This is a genomic window from Corynebacterium pygosceleis, from assembly GCF_016595275.2.
Classification (GTDB): domain Bacteria; phylum Actinomycetota; class Actinomycetes; order Mycobacteriales; family Mycobacteriaceae; genus Corynebacterium; species Corynebacterium pygosceleis.
The window spans coordinates 602,483-619,260 of sequence record NZ_JAENIQ020000002.1 but is presented as its reverse complement, the minus strand read 5'-3'; the positions used below and the strand labels follow the sequence as shown (position 1 = coordinate 619,260).

The following is a 16,778-nucleotide window of genomic DNA, read 5'->3' as shown; positions in this document are numbered from 1 at the left end:
CCGTCAGCGCTCCGGAAACGGGGGGTCGGCGGGCCCCGGAGGAGTGGTGGCACACGGATCCGGTGCGCTACCCAGTGAATGGTCGGCGACGGTGAGGCGGCCCGAGAAGGCGTCATCCAGCGCCGCCGCCAGTGGGGTGATCATCTCATCCGGGGTCACCCTCCGGCCGAGTTCCACCGTGAGGGTGGTGACACCCGCGTCGGAGATGCCGCAGGGAACTATGTGTCCGTAGTACTCGAGTGTGTTGCAGCAGTTCAGGGCGAGACCGTGCATGGTCACCCCCCGTGTGACACGAATGCCCAGCGCGGCGACCTTCCTGGCGGGTAGATCGCCGCAGGCGGGGAGCCAGACCCCGGAGCGCCCGTCGATGCGTCCGGCGTCGGTCAGGCCCAGCTGACGGACGACCAGGATCAGCGCCTCCTCGACACGCCTGACGTAATCCACCACGTCGATCGGCTCGGAGAGCTTGATGATCGGGTAACAGACCAGCTGTCCCGGGCCGTGCCAGGTGATCCGGCCGCCACGGTCGACATCGACGCACGGAATGCCGTTGGTCGGACGGTCGGACGGTTGCGTCCGCTTTCCGGCGGTGTACGTCGACGGGTGCGTCAGCATGAGCAGCTGATCCGGGACGTCATCCACCGCCCGCGCTGCGGCGAGGGCGGCCTGCTCGTGCCACATCTCCAGGTAGTCCACCTCGCCGAGTCTGCGCATCTCGAGCGGAACGCCGCAGTCACGGATGGGGGAATCGGCCGGAGTGAACGGGGGGCGGGGGGCAGTCATAGTGGCTACAACAGTACAACCGGCTTCGCGGGGATTCTGAATCAGGGACAGAACGGCAACGGGGTCGAGCGCTGTTGCCCGCAGTACGGCTCGAAGGTGGAGATCAGTGTCTCCCAGACGGTGTCCGCGAACGCCGTGTCCGGGTACCGGCCGTCCGTCTCCATGCAGGCGATCCCGTGTGCGGAGGACCAGAGTGTGATGGCGATGAGCTGATTGTCCGCGATCGTCGCGACCGGGCTCCCCGCCCATTCCTGCATGTCCTCCAGCAGTGTCCGCCACGGGTCCGACTGGAGTGTCTCGCAGTGGGTCGTTCCGTTGGCCACCAGGCGGTACAGCTGGGGTTGCTCGGTTGCGACGCGCCGGAACGCGACCATGAGGTCCGACAGGTGGAAGCGTCCGTTCTTGTCGCGTGTTTCCCAGAGGACGTTGCCGATGATCTCGATGGCGTCGACGGTGAGCATCGCCCGAAGCTCGTCCTTGTTGGCCGTGTGCTTGTAGAGGGAGGGGGCCTTGATGCCGATTCGCTCCGCGAGACCCCTCATCGTCAGGGAATCCCACCCACCGGACTCGGTCATCTCTCGGGCGGTCGCTATGATCTGCTCGGCTCGCGCGGTGCGTGAGGGTAGTGCAGGGGCGGGGATGTTCACACGCCCGAATGTATCACTCGTGACGCACCAAAAAATGTGAAAATATAAGCTGAAGTCGAGCAGTGATGAGTAAAGCCTTTAAATAGGTTGTAATAATCTAAATGAGCATACAGTTATTGCTCATGGTTCACTCAGTAACTACACAGGCTGACGCGTACCCCAGATCGGGGGGTTTCCGGTGGAGTCGGAAAGGGGAAAGCCCCCATCCGGTGTCGGGTGGGGGCTTTCAGGGGCTACGTGGTGGGACGGGGGAACCTAGAGTTCCAGATCCTCCACGAAGTCACCGGTCTCGAGACGGTCGCGGACGGTCGTCATGAAACGGCCGGCATCGGCCCCGTCGATGACCTGGTGATCGTAGGTCATCGGGAGGAACACCATCTGGCGGACGGCGATCGCGTCGACCCCTTCATCGGTCACCACGACCGGGCGCTTCACGATCGCACCGGTGCCGACCATCGCGGCCTGCGGCGGAACGAGGATCGGGGTGTCCGTCAGGGCACCTTCGGAACCGATGTTGGTGATGGTGAACGTGCCGCCGGTCAGATCACTCGGCTTGAGCTTGTTGTCGCGGGCACGCTGGGCCAGATCGACGATCGCCTTCGCCAGCTCGGGGATCGACATGTCCTGGGCCTTGTGGATGACCGGAGACAGCAGACCACGGGGAGTGTCGACGGCGATACCGAGATTCACGTCCTCGTGGTACGTCATCTCCTTGGTCTCCGCGTTGTAGCTGGCGTTGACGTTCGGGTGGGAGACGAGTGCCTCGACCATGGCCTTCGCGAAGAAGGGGAGGTAGGTGAGGTTCACACCGTGCTTCGACTGGAACGCGGCCTTGTTCGCCTTACGCAGTTCCGCGACGCGTGACATGTCCACCTCATGGACCTGGGTCAGCTGGGCGGCGGAGTGCAACGACTCGAGGGTCTTCTTCGCCGTGATCTCACGGATCCGGTTGACCCGCTGGGTGGTGCCACGCAGTTTCGCCTTCTCCGGATCAACCGACCTGGTCGAGGCGCGGGACGCCTTCGCCGGGGTTGCGTCCGCGGAGGAACCGCCCTCAGCTGCCGCCAGGACATCCTGCTTGCGGATACGGCCACCTACACCGGTTCCCTCGACGGAATTGAGATCCACACCGTGCTTGTCGGCAAGCTTCCGCACCAACGGGGTCACGTAGGGAACGGACTCGTTGCCGGAGGACTTCTTCTCCTGCTTCGGCTCCGGCTTCTTCTCCTCGGCTTCAGGCTTCTCCTGCTTCGGCTCCGGCTTCTCCTCCCGCTTCGGCTCCGGCTTCTTCTCCTCGGCTTCAGGCTTCTCCTGCTTCGGCTTCTCCTCCTTCTTCGGGGAGGACTTCGCAGAACCGTCGCCGATGCGGACGATGACCGCGCCGACGTCGACGGTGTCGTCCTCCTCGGCGAGGATCTCGACGATGGTGCCGGCCACGGGGGAGGGGACCTCGGTGTCGACCTTGTCGGTGGAGACCTCGAGGAGGGCTTCGTCGACCTCGACGGTGTCGCCGACGGACTTCAGCCAGCGGGTGATGGTGCCTTCGGTGACCGACTCGCCGAGTTCCGGCATCTCCACGTCGGTGGCCTCACCGGAGTCGGAGTCATCGTCGGCGGCTTCCTCGACGGTGTCGTCGTCCTCCTTGGACTCGGACGCCTCGATCTCCTTCTCGGAGGGGACCTCATCATCGGAGTCCCCGGAATCGTCGGAGGTGGTTGAACCGTCGCCGATGCGGACGATGACCGCGCCGACGTCGACGGTGTCGTCCTCCTCGGCGAGGATCTCGACGATGGTGCCGGCCACGGGGGAGGGGACCTCGGTGTCGACCTTGTCGGTGGAGACCTCGAGGAGGGCTTCGTCGACCTCGACGGTGTCGCCGACGGACTTCAGCCAGCGGGTGATGGTGCCTTCGGTGACCGACTCGCCGAGTTCCGGCATCTCCACGTCGGTGGCCTCACCGGAACCGCCGCTCTTCGTGGAGGACCCGGACGTCTTCTCCGTCGCCTCGGAGGCGTCCTTCTCTTCCTGCTCGTCCGAGGACTCGTCGGAGGACCCGGAATCATCCGCTTCATCGGCGGAATCGCCGATTTCGGCGATGACCGCGCCGACGTCGACCGTGTCATCCTCTTCCGCGAGGATCTTGGTCAGCACACCGGAGGCCGGGGACGGGATCTCGGTGTCGACCTTGTCTGTGGAGACCTCCAGCAACGGCTCATCGGTTTCGACCGTGTCACCGACTTCTTTGAGCCAGCGGGTGATTGTGCCCTCGGTGACGGATTCACCAAGTTCGGGCATCTCTACAGAGAACGCCATTGTGTCAGACTCCTCAAAAACGTCGTGTCGGGTAAAGCTCTTAGTAACTTGAGAGTACCGGTTCGACCCGCGAGGTGTGGCCTCCGGGCCACAGACAACCGGATTTTCCCCCTACAATCGTTGATTGTGTTCAACATATTCGGTCGCAGCAAATCAAAACCGGGGCTGAAGCCTCCGCGCGCCCCCGGTGACACGATCCGTGAAGAGGATCTCTCCGACCTGGTGAAATGGGTGGAGGGGAGGTCCCTCATCGAGGGGTTCATTGAACCGGAAACCGTGGTCAACGAAATGTCCGTGGTCCTCGTCGACGCGGACGGCGACTTCATCCGCCGGAGCATCGGCGGCCCCAGGGGGATCGACGTCGTCGCCCGGCGACTCGGCGTCCCGGTCTTCGACGTGGAGGAGACCGGATACCCCCAACGGATGCGTGAACGGATCGAACGTGAACGCCTGCTCCGTAAACGTCGGGAGCAACAGGAACGGCGGGCACGCTTCGAACGGGGGGAGAACCCCCGCCCCTGAACCCGTCACAGCTTCCCGGCAGACACCGGAGGGGCCCGGCGCCACACGACCGTGGCCGGGCCCCTCCGGTGTCATTCCTACGGGAAGGACCTACTCTCCCGCGATTCCGGTGAGTGCATCGACGATCGTCCGGACGGGAACACCCGTCGCCCGTTTCGGTGTGCAGCCCCAGACACCCGAGGTGTTGAAGGCCGGGCCGGCGACGTCGATGTGAACCCATTCCACCCCCTCGGGCACGAATGTGCCGAGGTAGTGTCCGGCCCCCAGCATTCCGCCGTGGCGGGAGGGATCGATGTTCCGGAGATCGGCGACGGTGGACTTCATCCCCTCCGCGACATCCTCGGGAATCGGCATGGCCCACGCGTTCTCACCCACCGCACGGCCGTGGGCGGCGATACGGTCACGGAATTCCGCCGACCCCATGACGCCGGACGTCCGGACGCCGAGGGCCACCAACTGTGCGCCGGTGAGTGTCGCGGTCTCGATGAGATAGTCGGGCTCGTCCTCGCAGGCCCGCACGATCGCATCGGCGAGAATGAGACGTCCCTCCGCGTCCGTGTTGAGAATCTCCGACGTGGTGCCACCGTAGTGGGTGATGACGTCACCCGGACGGTAGGACTCCCCGCCGGGCATGTTCTCCGCCAGGGGCACCGTCGCGGTGACGTTCACCCGCAGGTTCAGTCGGGCGGCGGCGATGGCGGAGGCGATGACCGCAGCCGATCCACCCATGTCGGAGATCATGTGGTCCATGTTCGACGCCGGTTTGATGGAGATGCCGCCGGTGTCGAACGTGATGCCCTTACCGACGAGTGCCACGGACTTCGACGCCTTGCGCGGTGACCAGGTCAGGCGCAGCAGTCGTGGTTTGCGGCTCGAGCCCTGGCCCACCGCCATGATGCCGCCGTACCCGTCCTTCAGCAGGCGCCGGTCATCGAGGATCTCGACCTTGACGCCGTGTTCCTTGGCCTCCCTCGCGGCGATCTCCGCGTAGGACTCCGGATAGAGGTGGGAGGAGGGGGTGTTGACGAGATCCCGTGCCAGGATCACCGCCTCCGCGGTGATCTGGGCGGCGACGAACTCCTTCTTGTCACCGCCGAGGAACGTGACCTCGCCGACGGTCCGCTTGCGGGCGGGGACCTCGTCGGTCTTCAGGCCACGGTAGTCGTAGGCACCGAGGGTGATTCCCTCGACCGCGGCACGCAACCCGAAAGCGCCGATGGAGGTGGCGACCCGGTTGAAACCCCGGAGACTCCGCGCGGCGACACCCGCCGCCCTGCGGAGTACATCGTCATCGAGATCATCGGACCTTCCGAGACCGACGGCGACGACGGTACCCACACCCGTGGCGCTCAGCCCGGGAACCCTCGTGATCTCCTCCCTGGACCCGGTCGCCCCGACCGCGGTGAGCTGCTGCCACACGGCGATCTCGACCTCATCGTCGAACAGACCGGTGGCCGCCAGCTCAAGTCCCTCCTCGCCCTCGAAAACAGCGACGAGCAGTGCATCGGTGTCATCGGGGATCTTTTTCGCGAGGCCGAGTGCAGGGACACTGCCCCGGGCGGGAAGTGTGAAAGTGGCAGTCACAGTGATATTCCTCCAGAAATGACGTCGTCGGACGGGTACACCCGGGAGTCGGGCCGGCAACGGGGGCCACGGCCCCTCCGGGTTCCGGAACCAGCCTAGTCCGACCTCTCCCGCCCCGTCCGGTGAGGGATCCCCGGACGGGGCGGAACCCTGTGTTCCCGCGAAAGTCCGGGTGTACCCTGATCGGCATGAACTCCCTGACATTCGACGTGACCCCGACCGATAATCCGACCAGTGCCGAACGCCGTGCCGAGATCCTCGCCGCCCCCGGATTCGGACGCTACTTCACCGACCACATGGTCACCATCGAGTGGAGCGCCGACAGGGGCTGGCACGATGCCCGCGTCCGTCCCTACGGCCCGCTGACCCTCGATCCCTCAACCTCCGTCCTGCACTACGGGCAGGCGATCTTCGAGGGGCTCAAGGCCTACCGGCACGCCGACGGCTCGATCCGTACGTTCCGACCGGAGGAAAACGGTGTGCGACTGCAGCAGTCCGCCGCCCGGATGGCCATGCCGGAACTGCCGGTCGAGCTGTTCGTCGAATCCATCCGCCAGCTGGTCGACATCGACCGCGACTGGGTTCCCGCCGCCGGAGGGGAGGAATCCCTGTACCTCCGCCCCTTCATGATCGCGACCGAGAGCACCCTCGGTGTGCACCCCTCCGACAGCTACACCTACGCCGTCATCGCCTCACCCGCCGGCGCGTACTTCAGCGGCGGCGTCAACCCCGTCTCCGTCTGGCTGTGCGAGGACTTCGTCCGGGCCTGCCCCGGTGGCACCGGGGCGGCGAAGTTCGCCGGCAACTACGCCGCCTCCCTCCAGGCACAGGCACAGGCCGCGGAGAAGGGCTGCGACCAGGTCGTGTGGCTCGACGCCATCGAGCACTCCTACGTGGAGGAGATGGGGGGCATGAACCTCTTCTTCGTCTACGGTGCGGACGGCGCGACCGAACCCGGTGACATCACCGTCGCCACCCCGGCGCTCTCCGGTTCACTGCTCCCGGGCGTCACCCGGCGTTCCCTGCTCCAGGTTGCGAAGGATCAGGGCTACCGCACCGAGGAGTTCCGTATCTCCACGGAGCAGTGGCGCAACGATGCGGCCTCCGGTGAGCTCAAGGAGGTGTTCGCCTGCGGAACCGCGGCCGTGATCACCCCGGTCGGCCACGTGAAGAGTGCGCAGGGGGACTTCGACATAGCGGACGGCGGATCCGGCGACATCACGATGAAGCTGAGGGCGATCCTCACCGGCATCCAGAAGGGGGAGGTCGAGGACACCCACGGCTGGCTGCACACGCTCGTCGACTAGATGCTGCTCCGCTCGTTCGTCTCGACGGTGCGGGTGCGCTGGATGTCCCTCACGGCAGCCACAGCACGACGGCGAGCGTGGTCAGACCACACACCGCCGTGGTCAGTTCGATCAGCGCACCCATGCAGTCCCCGTTCAATCCGCCGAGGCGGCGACTCAGGTGCCGGGCGAAGGACCACGCGAACAGCGCGCCCCCGGCACCTCCTGCAGCCACCCCGGCGGTGACCGCCCGGGCGATCCCCCCGGGGAGAAGAACCGCACCGGCGACCCCGGTGGCGGCGGTGAGGCCCACCCACCAGAAGATGATCCACCGCAGGGGAACGGTGCCGATGATCAGCGCACCGAATCCGGTTGTGGAGAACGGTCGGAACAACCGGCTGCACCCCACCATCGCCGACATCCTGGACAGCGCCGGGAGCACAGCTGTGACCAGTGGCCCGGCGCCGGGGTGGGGAAGAGCGATGAGGTCGGACAGGACCGCGACCTGGAGCCCGAGCGCCAGGAGCACCGCGCCCATGCCCAGTGCACCCGTGTAGCGGTCCGCGATGATCTCCCTGGCCCGTTCCGGTGCGGCGTAGGACCCCAGCGCGTCCCCGACATCCGCGAGACCGTCCAGGTGCATCATCCGGGTCAGCAGCTCCCAGGACACGACGCACAGGACGGCGGTGAGCACCGGGCTGAATCCCACCCGGTGGCACACGACAGCGAGGACGGCGGCCGTCAGTCCCAGGATCAGACCGGGGACGGGGAGCGCCGCCATCGCACGTCTTCCGGTCGTCCGGTCGAAGACCTCCGCCCCTCTGAACGGCAGCACCGTCAGCCAGCTCAACGCCGTCGACAGACCCTCCCGCACCGCGGGACCGTGTTCACCGGTGGTCCCGACCGCTTTACCCGACACGGTCAGTTCGCACCGGAGACACCGGCCGACTCGAACGTCGTCATGTCCCGCATCACATCGACCGCGACCCGTACCAACGGCAGTGCCGCAGCGGCCCCGGATCCTTCCCCGAGACGCATCCCCAGGTCCAGGATCGGCTGTTTGCCCAGATGCGCGAGTGCGATACCGTGTGCGGGCTCGACGCTGCGGTGGCCGGCCATCCACCACTCCGCGGCCCCGGGTGCGAGACGTTCCGCCCACAGTGCCGCGGCCGTCACCACGACACCATCGAGAATCACCGGGGTCCGTCGGACGGCGGCCTGGGCGAGGAAACCGGCCATCGCCGTGATGTCGGGTGATGACACGGCGCGCAGAACCGCAACCGGGTCATGTTTGAGGTCACGGGCCCGGAACATCGCGTCCCGTACGGCGGCCGTCTTCCGTTTCCAGCCCTCGTCGTCGATACCGCTGCCACGTCCGACCACGACGACCGGCTCCGTGCCGGTGGCCAACCCGATCAACACGGCGGACGGAGTGGTGTTGCCGATACCCAGATCACCCGCGATGAGCAGATCCGCGCCGGAATCGATCTCCCGGTCGGCGATCCGTGTCCCCACCTGAATCGCCTGCGCCGTCTCCGTGGCGGTCATCGCGTCCTCGACATCGATGGCTCCGCAGCTCCGCCGGACCCTGTCCGGGCCGTCCGCGTCATGGTCGAGCGACACATCGGCGACGCGGACACGGGCTCCTGCGGCACGGGCCAGTACATTCACCCCGGCGCCCCCCGTCTCCCCGATGTTCTGCGCCATCTGGAGAGAAACCTCCGCGGGGAACGCGGAGACACCGTGTGCCGCGACACCGTGGTCACCCGCGAACACGACGACCGAAGGATCGGTGATCCGGTCCGGGGGACAGCACCCCTGGCACGCCGCGAGCCATGCCCCGATCTCCTCGAGACGTCCGAGGGAGCCACCGGGCTTCGTGAGCGTCAGCTGATGACTGAAAGCCGTGGCACGGCTTTCTGCGTCAGGTGGACTCACCGGTGGAAAGAGCGGGGTTCCGGTCATTGGGGTGTCTCCTCGTGCGGGCATGGTGAAACGGTGGGGAGGGGGAGGCGGAACTGTCTCCGGGGTGTCCCGGTTCCACGGTGGGACCGCCCGCGCCCTTCACCCCAAGACTAGCGGGATCCCGGCGACCACCAGCACGGTCCGGTCGCAGACCCGGGCGAGTTCACCGTTCAGTTTTCCGATCTCGTCCCGGAACAACCGGGCTGAACGATGCTCCGGGATGACGCCCATCCCGACCTCGGGTGACACGAGTACGAGGTCAGAGCCGTCCGGTAGCCGGTCCACCGCGGACACCAGGTCCCGGCACCGCGGTGAGACTGTGCCACGGGGTGCCTCCCAGGCGTCCGCGGCGTCGATGGTGTGCGTCAACCAGGTTCCCACGTCGTCGACGATGATCCACCCCGGAGGGGGATCCGTCAGGACATCGACCGCGTCAACGGTGTCCACGGTGCGCCAGTGCGCCGGGCGTCGTTCCACGTGTTCCCGGATCCGCTCCGAGAAGTCCCGGTCACCGGGAAAGGGACGTGCGGTCGCCACATAGGTCACCCCGGCGGCGTCATCCGGCACCAGACCCTCCGCGTGAGCGGACTTACCCGATCGCGCTCCCCCGAGAACGAGCGTACGCACGGCGCGCCGCCCCGTCAGATTTCGTCGCCGACGTTGACGCGCGGCTTCGGGCTGCGCAGTTTCCTCGGTTGCGTCGAACGCGTGTAGGCGTAGAAACCGAGGGATGCGCCGGGCGCGGTGCTACCCGGGAAACGCTCCCTGGTGGCGCGGTTGACCCGGCGGCCGATGATGAAACCCTCGATGAAGAACATCAGGATCACGCCCATGGCGAGCAGTGAGAGCACGTTCGCTAGTGCGGGATAGTACTGGGAGGTGAACATCACCACGAGGAGAACCAGCGCCACGGGCATGAACATCGAGTTGAGGAAACGGTGACTGTCCACCCAGTCCCGTGCGAAACGTCGTTCGTCGCCCTTGTCACGGTCCTGGAGATAACGGTCGTCGCCGGCATCGATGTGCTTCTGGACCTCGCGTCTCCGGGCGGCACGCTCGTCACGCTCACGCTTCTTGTACGCCTTGTACTCTTCCTTCGACATCGAGGCCTTCAGGGCCTTCTTCCGTTCCCGCATCTGCCGGAGCGTCTGCGGGGTGTCCGGGGATTCCCGGATGATGCCCTTCTCGCGTTCAACCTCCCTGCGCTTCGGCGTCGGGCGCCCCTTGGGGGGCGTGTACCCCTTGGGGAGCGCGGAATGTTCGGAACCGGAGTCTGAGGAGGACGGGGATGTGCCGTGCCCGTCGGCGGAACCCGCCCCGGTGGGGTTGGACCGCGTCGAGCCGTCGGCGTCGGTGCTCGAGGTTTTCTGCCAGGGTAGTTTCACGCGTTCAAGGGTACAGGGGCCATTCGGCGACCGGGAATACGGGCGGACCCGGATGCGTTGACACCGGGTACACCACCGATCCCGGAGATCGACGGCCACGGACGCGTGACAGGGTGCGGGGGAGCGGCACCCGGATCAGCGGCCCGGGTGCCGTGCCGTCCGTCCCCGCGGTACCCCGCCGTATGCACCGGCACCCGACGCAGTAGTACGGTGGTGCACACGAGTTCTACGTCACCCGGCAACGGGTGCCACCTATCAAGGAGAGACACCGACATGACCGCACCCGAGACCAGCACCGGTGTGATCCTCACTGACGCTGCGGCAGCCAAGGCCAAGGCGCTGCTCGATCAGGAGGGTCGCGATGACCTGTCCCTGCGAATCGCCGTGCAGCCCGGCGGCTGCGCAGGTTTGCGCTACCAGCTCTACTTCGATGACCGTGACCTCGACGGGGACAAGGTCGACATCATCGGTGGTGTCCGACTCGTCGTCGACAAGATGAGCGTGCCCTACCTCAACGGTGCCCGGATCGACTTCGCCGACACGATCGAGTCCCAGGGATTCACCATCGACAACCCGAACGCCTCCGGCTCGTGCGCCTGCGGGGACTCATTCAACTGACTCCCGGTTCAATCACGGGAACGCACAGAGAACGCCCCCGACCCGTTGTTTCCGGGTCGGGGGCGTTCTCTGTGCGTTCCCTCCGTCCCCGGACGGAGGGAACGCACGACGGGGCAGCGGCTGACGTCCCCGGGCACGGGGCCGGGGACCGCCCTGGTGGGGTCCTCCTTCGAGGCCGCTGTGTCAGAGCTCGACCGGGTAGTCGCGTTCCTCGATGTCGGGGTGGATCCGGTCCTCGACGAAGATGCCGTGCCAGATCATGAAGGCGAGGACGGTCCACAGTCTGCGGGAATGGTCGGAGACTCCTCGGCGGTGTTCGGCGAGCATCTCACGGACAGCGGGGATGTTGAAGATGTGCTCCGTACCCGAGGCGTTGATGGTGTCCAGTGCCCAGCCGTGGAGTTCCTCACCGGCGAGCCAGTGCCGCATGGGGACCGGGAAACCGAGTTTCCTGCGGTGCAGGACATGGGGAGGGACGATCTGTTCCAGGGCCCGACGCAGGGCGTACTTCGTCGTTCCCTCGGCGATCTTGAGGTCGTGCGGGATGGTTTCGGCGACGGCGAAGACCTCGCGGTCGAGGAACGGGACGCGTAGCTCCAGCGAGTTCGCCATGGTGATCTTGTCGGCCTTGACGAGGATGTCTCCCCGCATCCAGGTGAACAGGTCGAGGTGCTGCATCCGGGCCACCGGATCCATGTGCGTTGACTCCGCGTAGATGGGGGCCGTGACGTCCGTGTGATCCCAGTCGCGGCGGGCGTCGGGAAGCACACGCCGGAGCTGTTCCCAGTTGAAGGAGCGCGCGTTGCCGTAGTACCGCTGCTCCATCGGCGTGGTCCCGCGTTCGAGAAGTGACTTTCCCTTCATTCCGTCCGGCAGGGTCCGTGAGAACATCGCCAGAGCCTTCTTCAGCGGCCCGGGGATCCTGTCGAAGGGGGCCAGTGACAGAGGTTCCCTGTAGATGGTGTAGCCACCGAACAGTTCGTCCGCGCCCTCCCCGGAGAGGACGACCTTGACGTGCTTCCGGGCCTCGGCCGCGACGAAATAGAGGGGCACCAGGGACGGGTCGGCCACCGGGTCGTCGAGGTACCACATGATCTTCGGTACCGCTTCGACGTACTCCTGCGGTGACACGACCTTGACGATGTGCTCCGCCCCGATCGCCTCCGCGGATTCCGCGGCGACATCGACCTCCGAGTACCCGTCCCGTTCGAATCCGGTGGTGAAGGTCAGCAGGTTCGGGTTGTGTCGCTTCGCCAGAGCGGCGATGGCGGTGGAGTCGATTCCCCCGGACAGGAATGAGCCGACGGTGACGTCCGCACGCATGTGCTTCGCGACGGAGTCCTCGAGGGCTGCGGCGATCCGGTCGAACAGGTCCTGCTCGCGGTCCTTGGTGACGGGGCGTGCGGGGAACTGGGGGCGGAAGTATCTGGTCTGGGAGACCTCGCCCCCCGGTGTCACGGTCGCGGTGCAGCCGGATTCGAGGCGTCGGATCCCGGTGTGGAGGGTTTCCGGCTCCGGAACGTACTGGAGATCGACGTAGTGTTCGATGGCCCGGTCGTCCAGTGCCGGATCCAGACCGATCGCCGGACCCATCTCGAGGATGCACTTCTTCTCGCTGGCGAACACCGTCCCGTGATCGGTCGTCGCGTAGAAGAGGGGCTTGATGCCGAAGGGGTCACGTGCGAGGAAGAGTTCGTGTTCGACCGTGTCCCATATGGCGATGGCGAACATGCCGCGGAGATGGTTCACGACATCCGCACCCCAGTGGTGGAACCCGACCAGGATCGGTTCGCCGTCGCCGGATGTCGCGAACGAGTAACCCGCGTCCTCCAGTTCCCTCCGTAGCTCGAGATAGTTGTAGATCTCCCCGTTGAAGGTCATCGTGTAACGGTCGTCCTCGCCCTCCGGCCCCCAGGAGATCGGCTGGTGCGAGTGCGCGATGTCGATGATCGACAGTCGGTTGAAGCCGAAGACGGCCGACCCATCGTGCCAGGTACCGTCCTCATCCGGGCCGCGGTGCCGCATGCAGGGCAGTGCCCGCTCGACAGCTGTCACGTATGCTCCGGCGTTTCCGCCTGACGTGAGCATTCCAAGTAGACCGCACATTGCCGGTTGTCCTTCTTCCTGTTGGGGCCGGGGTATTCGGGTGTCCGGGGCAAGCGCCGGACTCACTGGGATCACTGTACTTGGGTGTGGCGCCACATGTTTCGTGCAGTACTCCCGCCGGTGCGGGTCGCTGTCCGCACCGCGTTCCTCCCGGGTGGGGACGACGAATGACGGAATGGTGGTCGGGGGTGGCTGCGGGGGGCGATGAACCCTGTTTCCTGATGGGGGTGGAGAATTCACGTCATCTGAACGCGCAAGGTGACACAAGTGGTGATGGGGCGACCGATTCGCCCATTTGAGGGTATCCACAAGGATGACGCTGTGTGAGTTGCCTAACAGGAAAAGGGGTTCGTGTTGGGTCTGACCATGGCGCATGCAGTAAAATCCTGACTGTTTTATCAGGCGTGCGAAGGTCGCGCAGGTGCAGCGAACGCGGACGGCGTGGATTCCATGGCCGGATGCGATAGTCTGCGAAGTTAGGAAGGGCGTAGACGTCCTTACATTTTTAGTGTGGACAGGAAGGCAGACACACGTGGAACAGCGAAACAAGCGTGGTTTCAGGCGCAAGGCGATGCTCGCAGGCACCATCGGTGCGGGCAGTCTTGCACTGACCGGCTGTGACGTCGCGGCACCCGGCGGCACCATCGGTCATCTCCTGCGCTTCGGGTGGCCGGAGGGCATCACCCCCGAGGCGACGGCCATGGGTAATTTCTGGGTCTGGATCTGGGTCGCGGCCTGGATCATCGGTGCCGTCATGTGGGGCCTCATGCTCTACTCGCTCTTCGTGTTCTCCGCGAAGCGTGCGGAGAAGCAGGGCAAGGGTGAGTTCCCGAAGCAGGTCGGTTACAACGTCCCGGTTGAACTCGTGCTGACCGTGATGCCGATCCTCATCGTCCTCACCATCTTCTTCTTCACCGTTCAGACGCAGGACAAGGTCACGGCCCTGGACAAGGACCCGAAGGTCACCGTCGACGTGACGGCCTTCCAGTGGAACTGGAAGTTCGGCTACGGCGAGGTCGCCGCGGAGCTGTCCCCGACCGGAAGCCTCTACGACGGAACCGATCAGGCCCGTCAGGCTGCCGCCGAGCAGCACGAGGGGTTCGAGACGACCCGTGGGGCCGAGGGTGAGGCCCACCAGTCGGGGGAGGCCGGACCGATCCACGGCAAGCCCGCCTCCGATCTGAGCTACCTGCACTTCAACAAGATCGAGACCGTCGGTTCCACCGAAGAGGTTCCGGTCCTGGTTCTCCCGTCGCAGACGGCCATCGAGTTCGACCTGGCTTCCGCTGACGTCGTCCACTCCTTCTGGATCCCCGAGTTCCTCTTCAAGCGGGACGCCTTCCCGCATCCGGAGGCGAACCTCTCCGAGCGTCGCTTCCAGGTCGAGAAGATCGAGGAGGAGGGTGCATTCGTCGGACGCTGCGCCGAGATGTGCGGTACCTACCACGCGATGATGAACCTCGAGATCCGCGTCGTCTCGCCCGAGCGCTTCACCGAGTACCTGCGGTACCGCATGGACAACCCGGACGCCCCGAACTCCGAGGCACTGAAGGCCATCGGCGAAGCTCCCTACGCGACCAGTACCAGCCCGTTCCTTCCCGGACGCACGGACACCCGCTCCGTCAGCCCCGGAAGCAACACCGTCGACCTCAACAAGACCGCACTCTAAAGGGAGCTGACCAACAATGAGGAATGCCTCCAAGATCTTCTACGGGATCACCGTCTTCATGGCGATCATGGCCGTGATCTACGTCGTGGCCACGATGCACCTGAACGATTCCGCGAATGTCCAGGGTCTCGAGTGGGCCGGTGCCACGGGCCTCGCTCTGTCGGCCGGCCTCGCCCTGATGCTCGGCGCGTACTTCCACTTCACCGAGCGGCGCATGGACATCCTTCCGCAGGACTGGGAGGAGGCCGAGGTCGAGGACGGTTCCGGAATGCTCGGTTTCTTCAGCCCGTCATCGATCTGGCCGTTCGCCATGACCTGTTCCATCGCGGTTCTCGGTTACGGCATCGTCTTCATGGCCTACTGGCTGATCGCCATCGGCGCGGTCCTGCTGATCCTCTTCGCCACCCTGCTCAACCTCCAGTACGGCGTGCCGCGCGAGAAGCACTGACGTAAAAGAACCTCCAGCCTTCCGGGGGACAACCAAGAGGCGCCCCATCCCGTCACGGGATGGGGCGCCTCTTGGTTGCTGTTCCGCCGGAACCCGGGAATCCCGGTCGCGCCGAGAGGTGGGACGGGTTCACGCGCCGCATGAAGAGAGTCCCGCATTTTCCTGAGAGGCCGGGAGGCGCGTCCTCGCTCACGGACCGGGGCGGAACGGGTGGCGGGGACGACGGGGCGGTTGTCGCTTGACGCTTCATGTGGGGGAGCGGGGAGACGGTCTGTGGTCCATTCCCCGGAGGGGGCGTCGGAAGCGGGACCTGAAAACAGTCCGGAACTTCCCGGCGTGCCCGTGTGGTGGCCGTGACACGGTTCGGCGGAGGGGTCCGGGCGCGTTTTTCGTGGAAAAAGCCAGGTTATCGGGGGTCAAACTAAAGTTGTAAACGGTGCTTTTCCGCCGGTTTCAAAATGTGAGATGAGGCACAGTTGATTTCGTGGACGGGTGAGCGTTGGACTGTCGGGGGTGCCCGGCAGTGTCCGGGGTCTGCGGTGGGTGGGGGAGGGGCGGAGGGGGTGTGGCCCTGTTACCTGCGACAATCCCGCGTCGGATGGAAAGGGCGGAAAGTTCCACGGGGTCCGGAAAATTTCTGAAAATTTAAGGAGGGTCGTGACACACCTGCTCGTTTCGACCTACAGCTAATTAAGTCGGGGGGCGTGAGATGACTTGAACCTGAAAACCGACCATACTGGTTCACGTGACGAGCGCAGTAGGAAACCCAGGAATGGCAGCAACGCAACGTGTTGCGGCACTGAACCGACCCAACATGGTCAGTGTCGGCACCATTGTGTTCCTGTCGCAGGAATTGATGTTCTTCGCTGGCCTGTTCGCGATGTACTTCGTGTCGCGCGCGAACGGTCAGGGAGAGAGCTGGGACCATTGGACCAGCCATCTCAACGTGCCTTACGCGTTGGTGTTCACCACCATTCTGGTGGCCTCTTCGTTCACCGCGCAGTGGGGCGTCTTCGCCGCGGAGCGGGGTGACGTATTCGGTCTCCGTATCTGGTACACCATCTCGACCCTCATGGGGCTGACGTTCCTCGGCGGCCAGATGTTCGAGTACTACCACGCGGTGCACGAGGGCATGACCATCCAGAGCAGCGTCTACGGTTCGGTCTTCTACATCACGACCGGATTCCACGCCGCCCACGTTCTCGCGGGTGTCCTCGCCTTCGTGGTTGTCCTCATCCGTGTTACCAAGTCGAAGTTCACGCCCGCCCAGGCGACGGCCGCGATGGTGGTGTCCTACTACTGGCACTTCGTCGACGTCGTCTGGATCGCGCTGTTCATCACCATTTACTTCATTAAGTAGGCCGTAGCCGCCGACGCGATCACGGACTCACCCCCGGGTATCCGCGCACAGGCCTACAGCCCTTCACTTTCCGAGCACACGTTATAAGGAAA

The 16,778-nt window shown here is 65.3% G+C and carries 14 protein-coding genes and 1 pseudogene; 6 read left to right on the top strand and 9 right to left on the bottom strand.

Features of this window, described 5'->3' with window-relative positions; genetic code table 11:
- Positions 1-3: 3 nt before the first annotated feature.
- The 3 genes and pseudogenes from lipB to sucB form a co-directional block, all read right to left on the bottom strand.
- Positions 4-783, bottom strand: a complete 780-nt coding sequence (lipB, locus tag JIM94_RS06020; protein WP_200253018.1) for a lipoyl(octanoyl) transferase LipB — start codon at positions 781-783, stop codon at positions 4-6.
- Positions 784-824: 41 nt separating this feature from the next.
- The gene (locus JIM94_RS06015; RefSeq protein WP_200253016.1) at positions 825-1,430 is read right to left on the bottom strand and encodes a WHG domain-containing protein; all 606 of its coding nucleotides are present in this window, start codon (positions 1,428-1,430) and stop codon (positions 825-827) included.
- Between the two features lie 297 nt (positions 1,431-1,727).
- Positions 1,728-3,725 (bottom strand): annotated as a pseudogene (gene sucB, locus JIM94_RS06010) (2-oxoglutarate dehydrogenase, E2 component, dihydrolipoamide succinyltransferase); the annotation flags it as partial.
- Positions 3,726-3,869: 144 nt separating this feature from the next.
- Here sucB and JIM94_RS06005 point away from each other — a divergent pair.
- Positions 3,870-4,265 carry an oxidoreductase gene (locus JIM94_RS06005; RefSeq protein ID WP_200254524.1) on the top strand — a complete coding sequence of 132 codons (396 nt, stop codon included), beginning with the start codon at positions 3,870-3,872 and terminating at the stop codon, positions 4,263-4,265.
- Between the two features lie 90 nt (positions 4,266-4,355).
- Here JIM94_RS06005 and JIM94_RS06000 read toward each other — a convergent pair whose 3' ends face one another.
- On the bottom strand, positions 4,356-5,849 hold the full coding sequence (locus JIM94_RS06000; protein ID WP_200254522.1) for a leucyl aminopeptidase: 1,494 nt from the start codon (positions 5,847-5,849) through the stop codon (positions 4,356-4,358).
- A gap of 188 nt (positions 5,850-6,037) precedes the next feature.
- Here JIM94_RS06000 and JIM94_RS05995 point away from each other — a divergent pair, with 188 nt between their 5' ends.
- Positions 6,038-7,156 (top strand): branched-chain amino acid aminotransferase, encoded by a 1,119-nt coding sequence (locus JIM94_RS05995; protein WP_200254520.1) that lies wholly within the window; start codon positions 6,038-6,040, stop codon positions 7,154-7,156.
- Positions 7,157-7,205: 49 nt separating this feature from the next.
- Here JIM94_RS05995 and JIM94_RS05990 read toward each other — a convergent pair whose 3' ends face one another.
- From JIM94_RS05990 to JIM94_RS05975, 4 genes are all read right to left on the bottom strand, one after another.
- A complete protein-coding gene (locus JIM94_RS05990; RefSeq protein ID WP_200254518.1) occupies positions 7,206-8,054 on the bottom strand; it encodes an adenosylcobinamide-GDP ribazoletransferase in 849 nt (282 codons plus the stop codon).
- A gap of 2 nt (positions 8,055-8,056) precedes the next feature.
- Entirely contained in the window at positions 8,057-9,100 is a 1,044-nt protein-coding gene (cobT, locus tag JIM94_RS05985; RefSeq protein WP_200254516.1) for a nicotinate-nucleotide--dimethylbenzimidazole phosphoribosyltransferase, read from the bottom strand.
- A 99-nt stretch (positions 9,101-9,199) separates the two neighbouring features.
- Positions 9,200-9,727: a bifunctional adenosylcobinamide kinase/adenosylcobinamide-phosphate guanylyltransferase gene (locus JIM94_RS05980; RefSeq protein WP_200254514.1), complete on the bottom strand. Its 528-nt coding sequence runs from the start codon at positions 9,725-9,727 to the stop codon at positions 9,200-9,202.
- A 14-nt stretch (positions 9,728-9,741) separates the two neighbouring features.
- The gene (locus JIM94_RS05975; protein ID WP_200254512.1) at positions 9,742-10,485 is read right to left on the bottom strand and encodes a DUF3043 domain-containing protein; all 744 of its coding nucleotides are present in this window, start codon (positions 10,483-10,485) and stop codon (positions 9,742-9,744) included.
- Between the two features lie 273 nt (positions 10,486-10,758).
- Here JIM94_RS05975 and JIM94_RS05970 point away from each other — a divergent pair, with 273 nt between their 5' ends.
- On the top strand, positions 10,759-11,103 hold the full coding sequence (locus JIM94_RS05970; protein WP_200254510.1) for a HesB/IscA family protein: 345 nt from the start codon (positions 10,759-10,761) through the stop codon (positions 11,101-11,103).
- A 183-nt stretch (positions 11,104-11,286) separates the two neighbouring features.
- Here JIM94_RS05970 and asnB read toward each other — a convergent pair whose 3' ends face one another.
- Positions 11,287-13,209, bottom strand: coding sequence for an asparagine synthase (glutamine-hydrolyzing) (gene asnB, locus JIM94_RS05965; protein WP_200254508.1), 1,923 nt, complete (start codon positions 13,207-13,209; stop codon positions 11,287-11,289).
- A 532-nt stretch (positions 13,210-13,741) separates the two neighbouring features.
- Here asnB and ctaC point away from each other — a divergent pair.
- From ctaC to ctaE, 3 genes are all read left to right on the top strand, one after another.
- A complete protein-coding gene (ctaC, locus tag JIM94_RS05960) occupies positions 13,742-14,878 on the top strand; it encodes an aa3-type cytochrome oxidase subunit II (protein WP_200254506.1) in 1,137 nt (378 codons plus the stop codon).
- Between the two features lie 16 nt (positions 14,879-14,894).
- On the top strand, positions 14,895-15,326 hold the full coding sequence (gene ctaF, locus JIM94_RS05955) for an aa3-type cytochrome oxidase subunit IV (protein WP_200254504.1): 432 nt from the start codon (positions 14,895-14,897) through the stop codon (positions 15,324-15,326).
- A gap of 745 nt (positions 15,327-16,071) precedes the next feature.
- Positions 16,072-16,686: an aa3-type cytochrome oxidase subunit III gene (gene ctaE / locus JIM94_RS05950; protein WP_200254502.1), complete on the top strand. Its 615-nt coding sequence runs from the start codon at positions 16,072-16,074 to the stop codon at positions 16,684-16,686.
- Positions 16,687-16,778: the final 92 nt, after the last annotated feature.

What these genes read in the sequence shown, in the direction of transcription:
- JIM94_RS05970 (WP_200254510.1), top strand. Translation starts at nt 10,759, where the DNA reads ATGACCGCACCCGAGACCAGCACCGGTGTGATCCTCACTGACGCTGCG.
- cobT (WP_200254516.1), bottom strand. Translation starts at nt 9,100, where the DNA reads ATGACCGGAACCCCGCTCTTTCCACCGGTGAGTCCACCTGACGCAGAA.
- JIM94_RS05995 (WP_200254520.1), top strand. Translation starts at nt 6,038, where the DNA reads ATGAACTCCCTGACATTCGACGTGACCCCGACCGATAATCCGACCAGT.
- lipB (WP_200253018.1), bottom strand. Translation starts at nt 783, where the DNA reads ATGACTGCCCCCCGCCCCCCGTTCACTCCGGCCGATTCCCCCATCCGT.
- ctaF (WP_200254504.1), top strand. Translation starts at nt 14,895, where the DNA reads ATGAGGAATGCCTCCAAGATCTTCTACGGGATCACCGTCTTCATGGCG.
- asnB (WP_200254508.1), bottom strand. Translation starts at nt 13,209, where the DNA reads ATGTGCGGTCTACTTGGAATGCTCACGTCAGGCGGAAACGCCGGAGCA.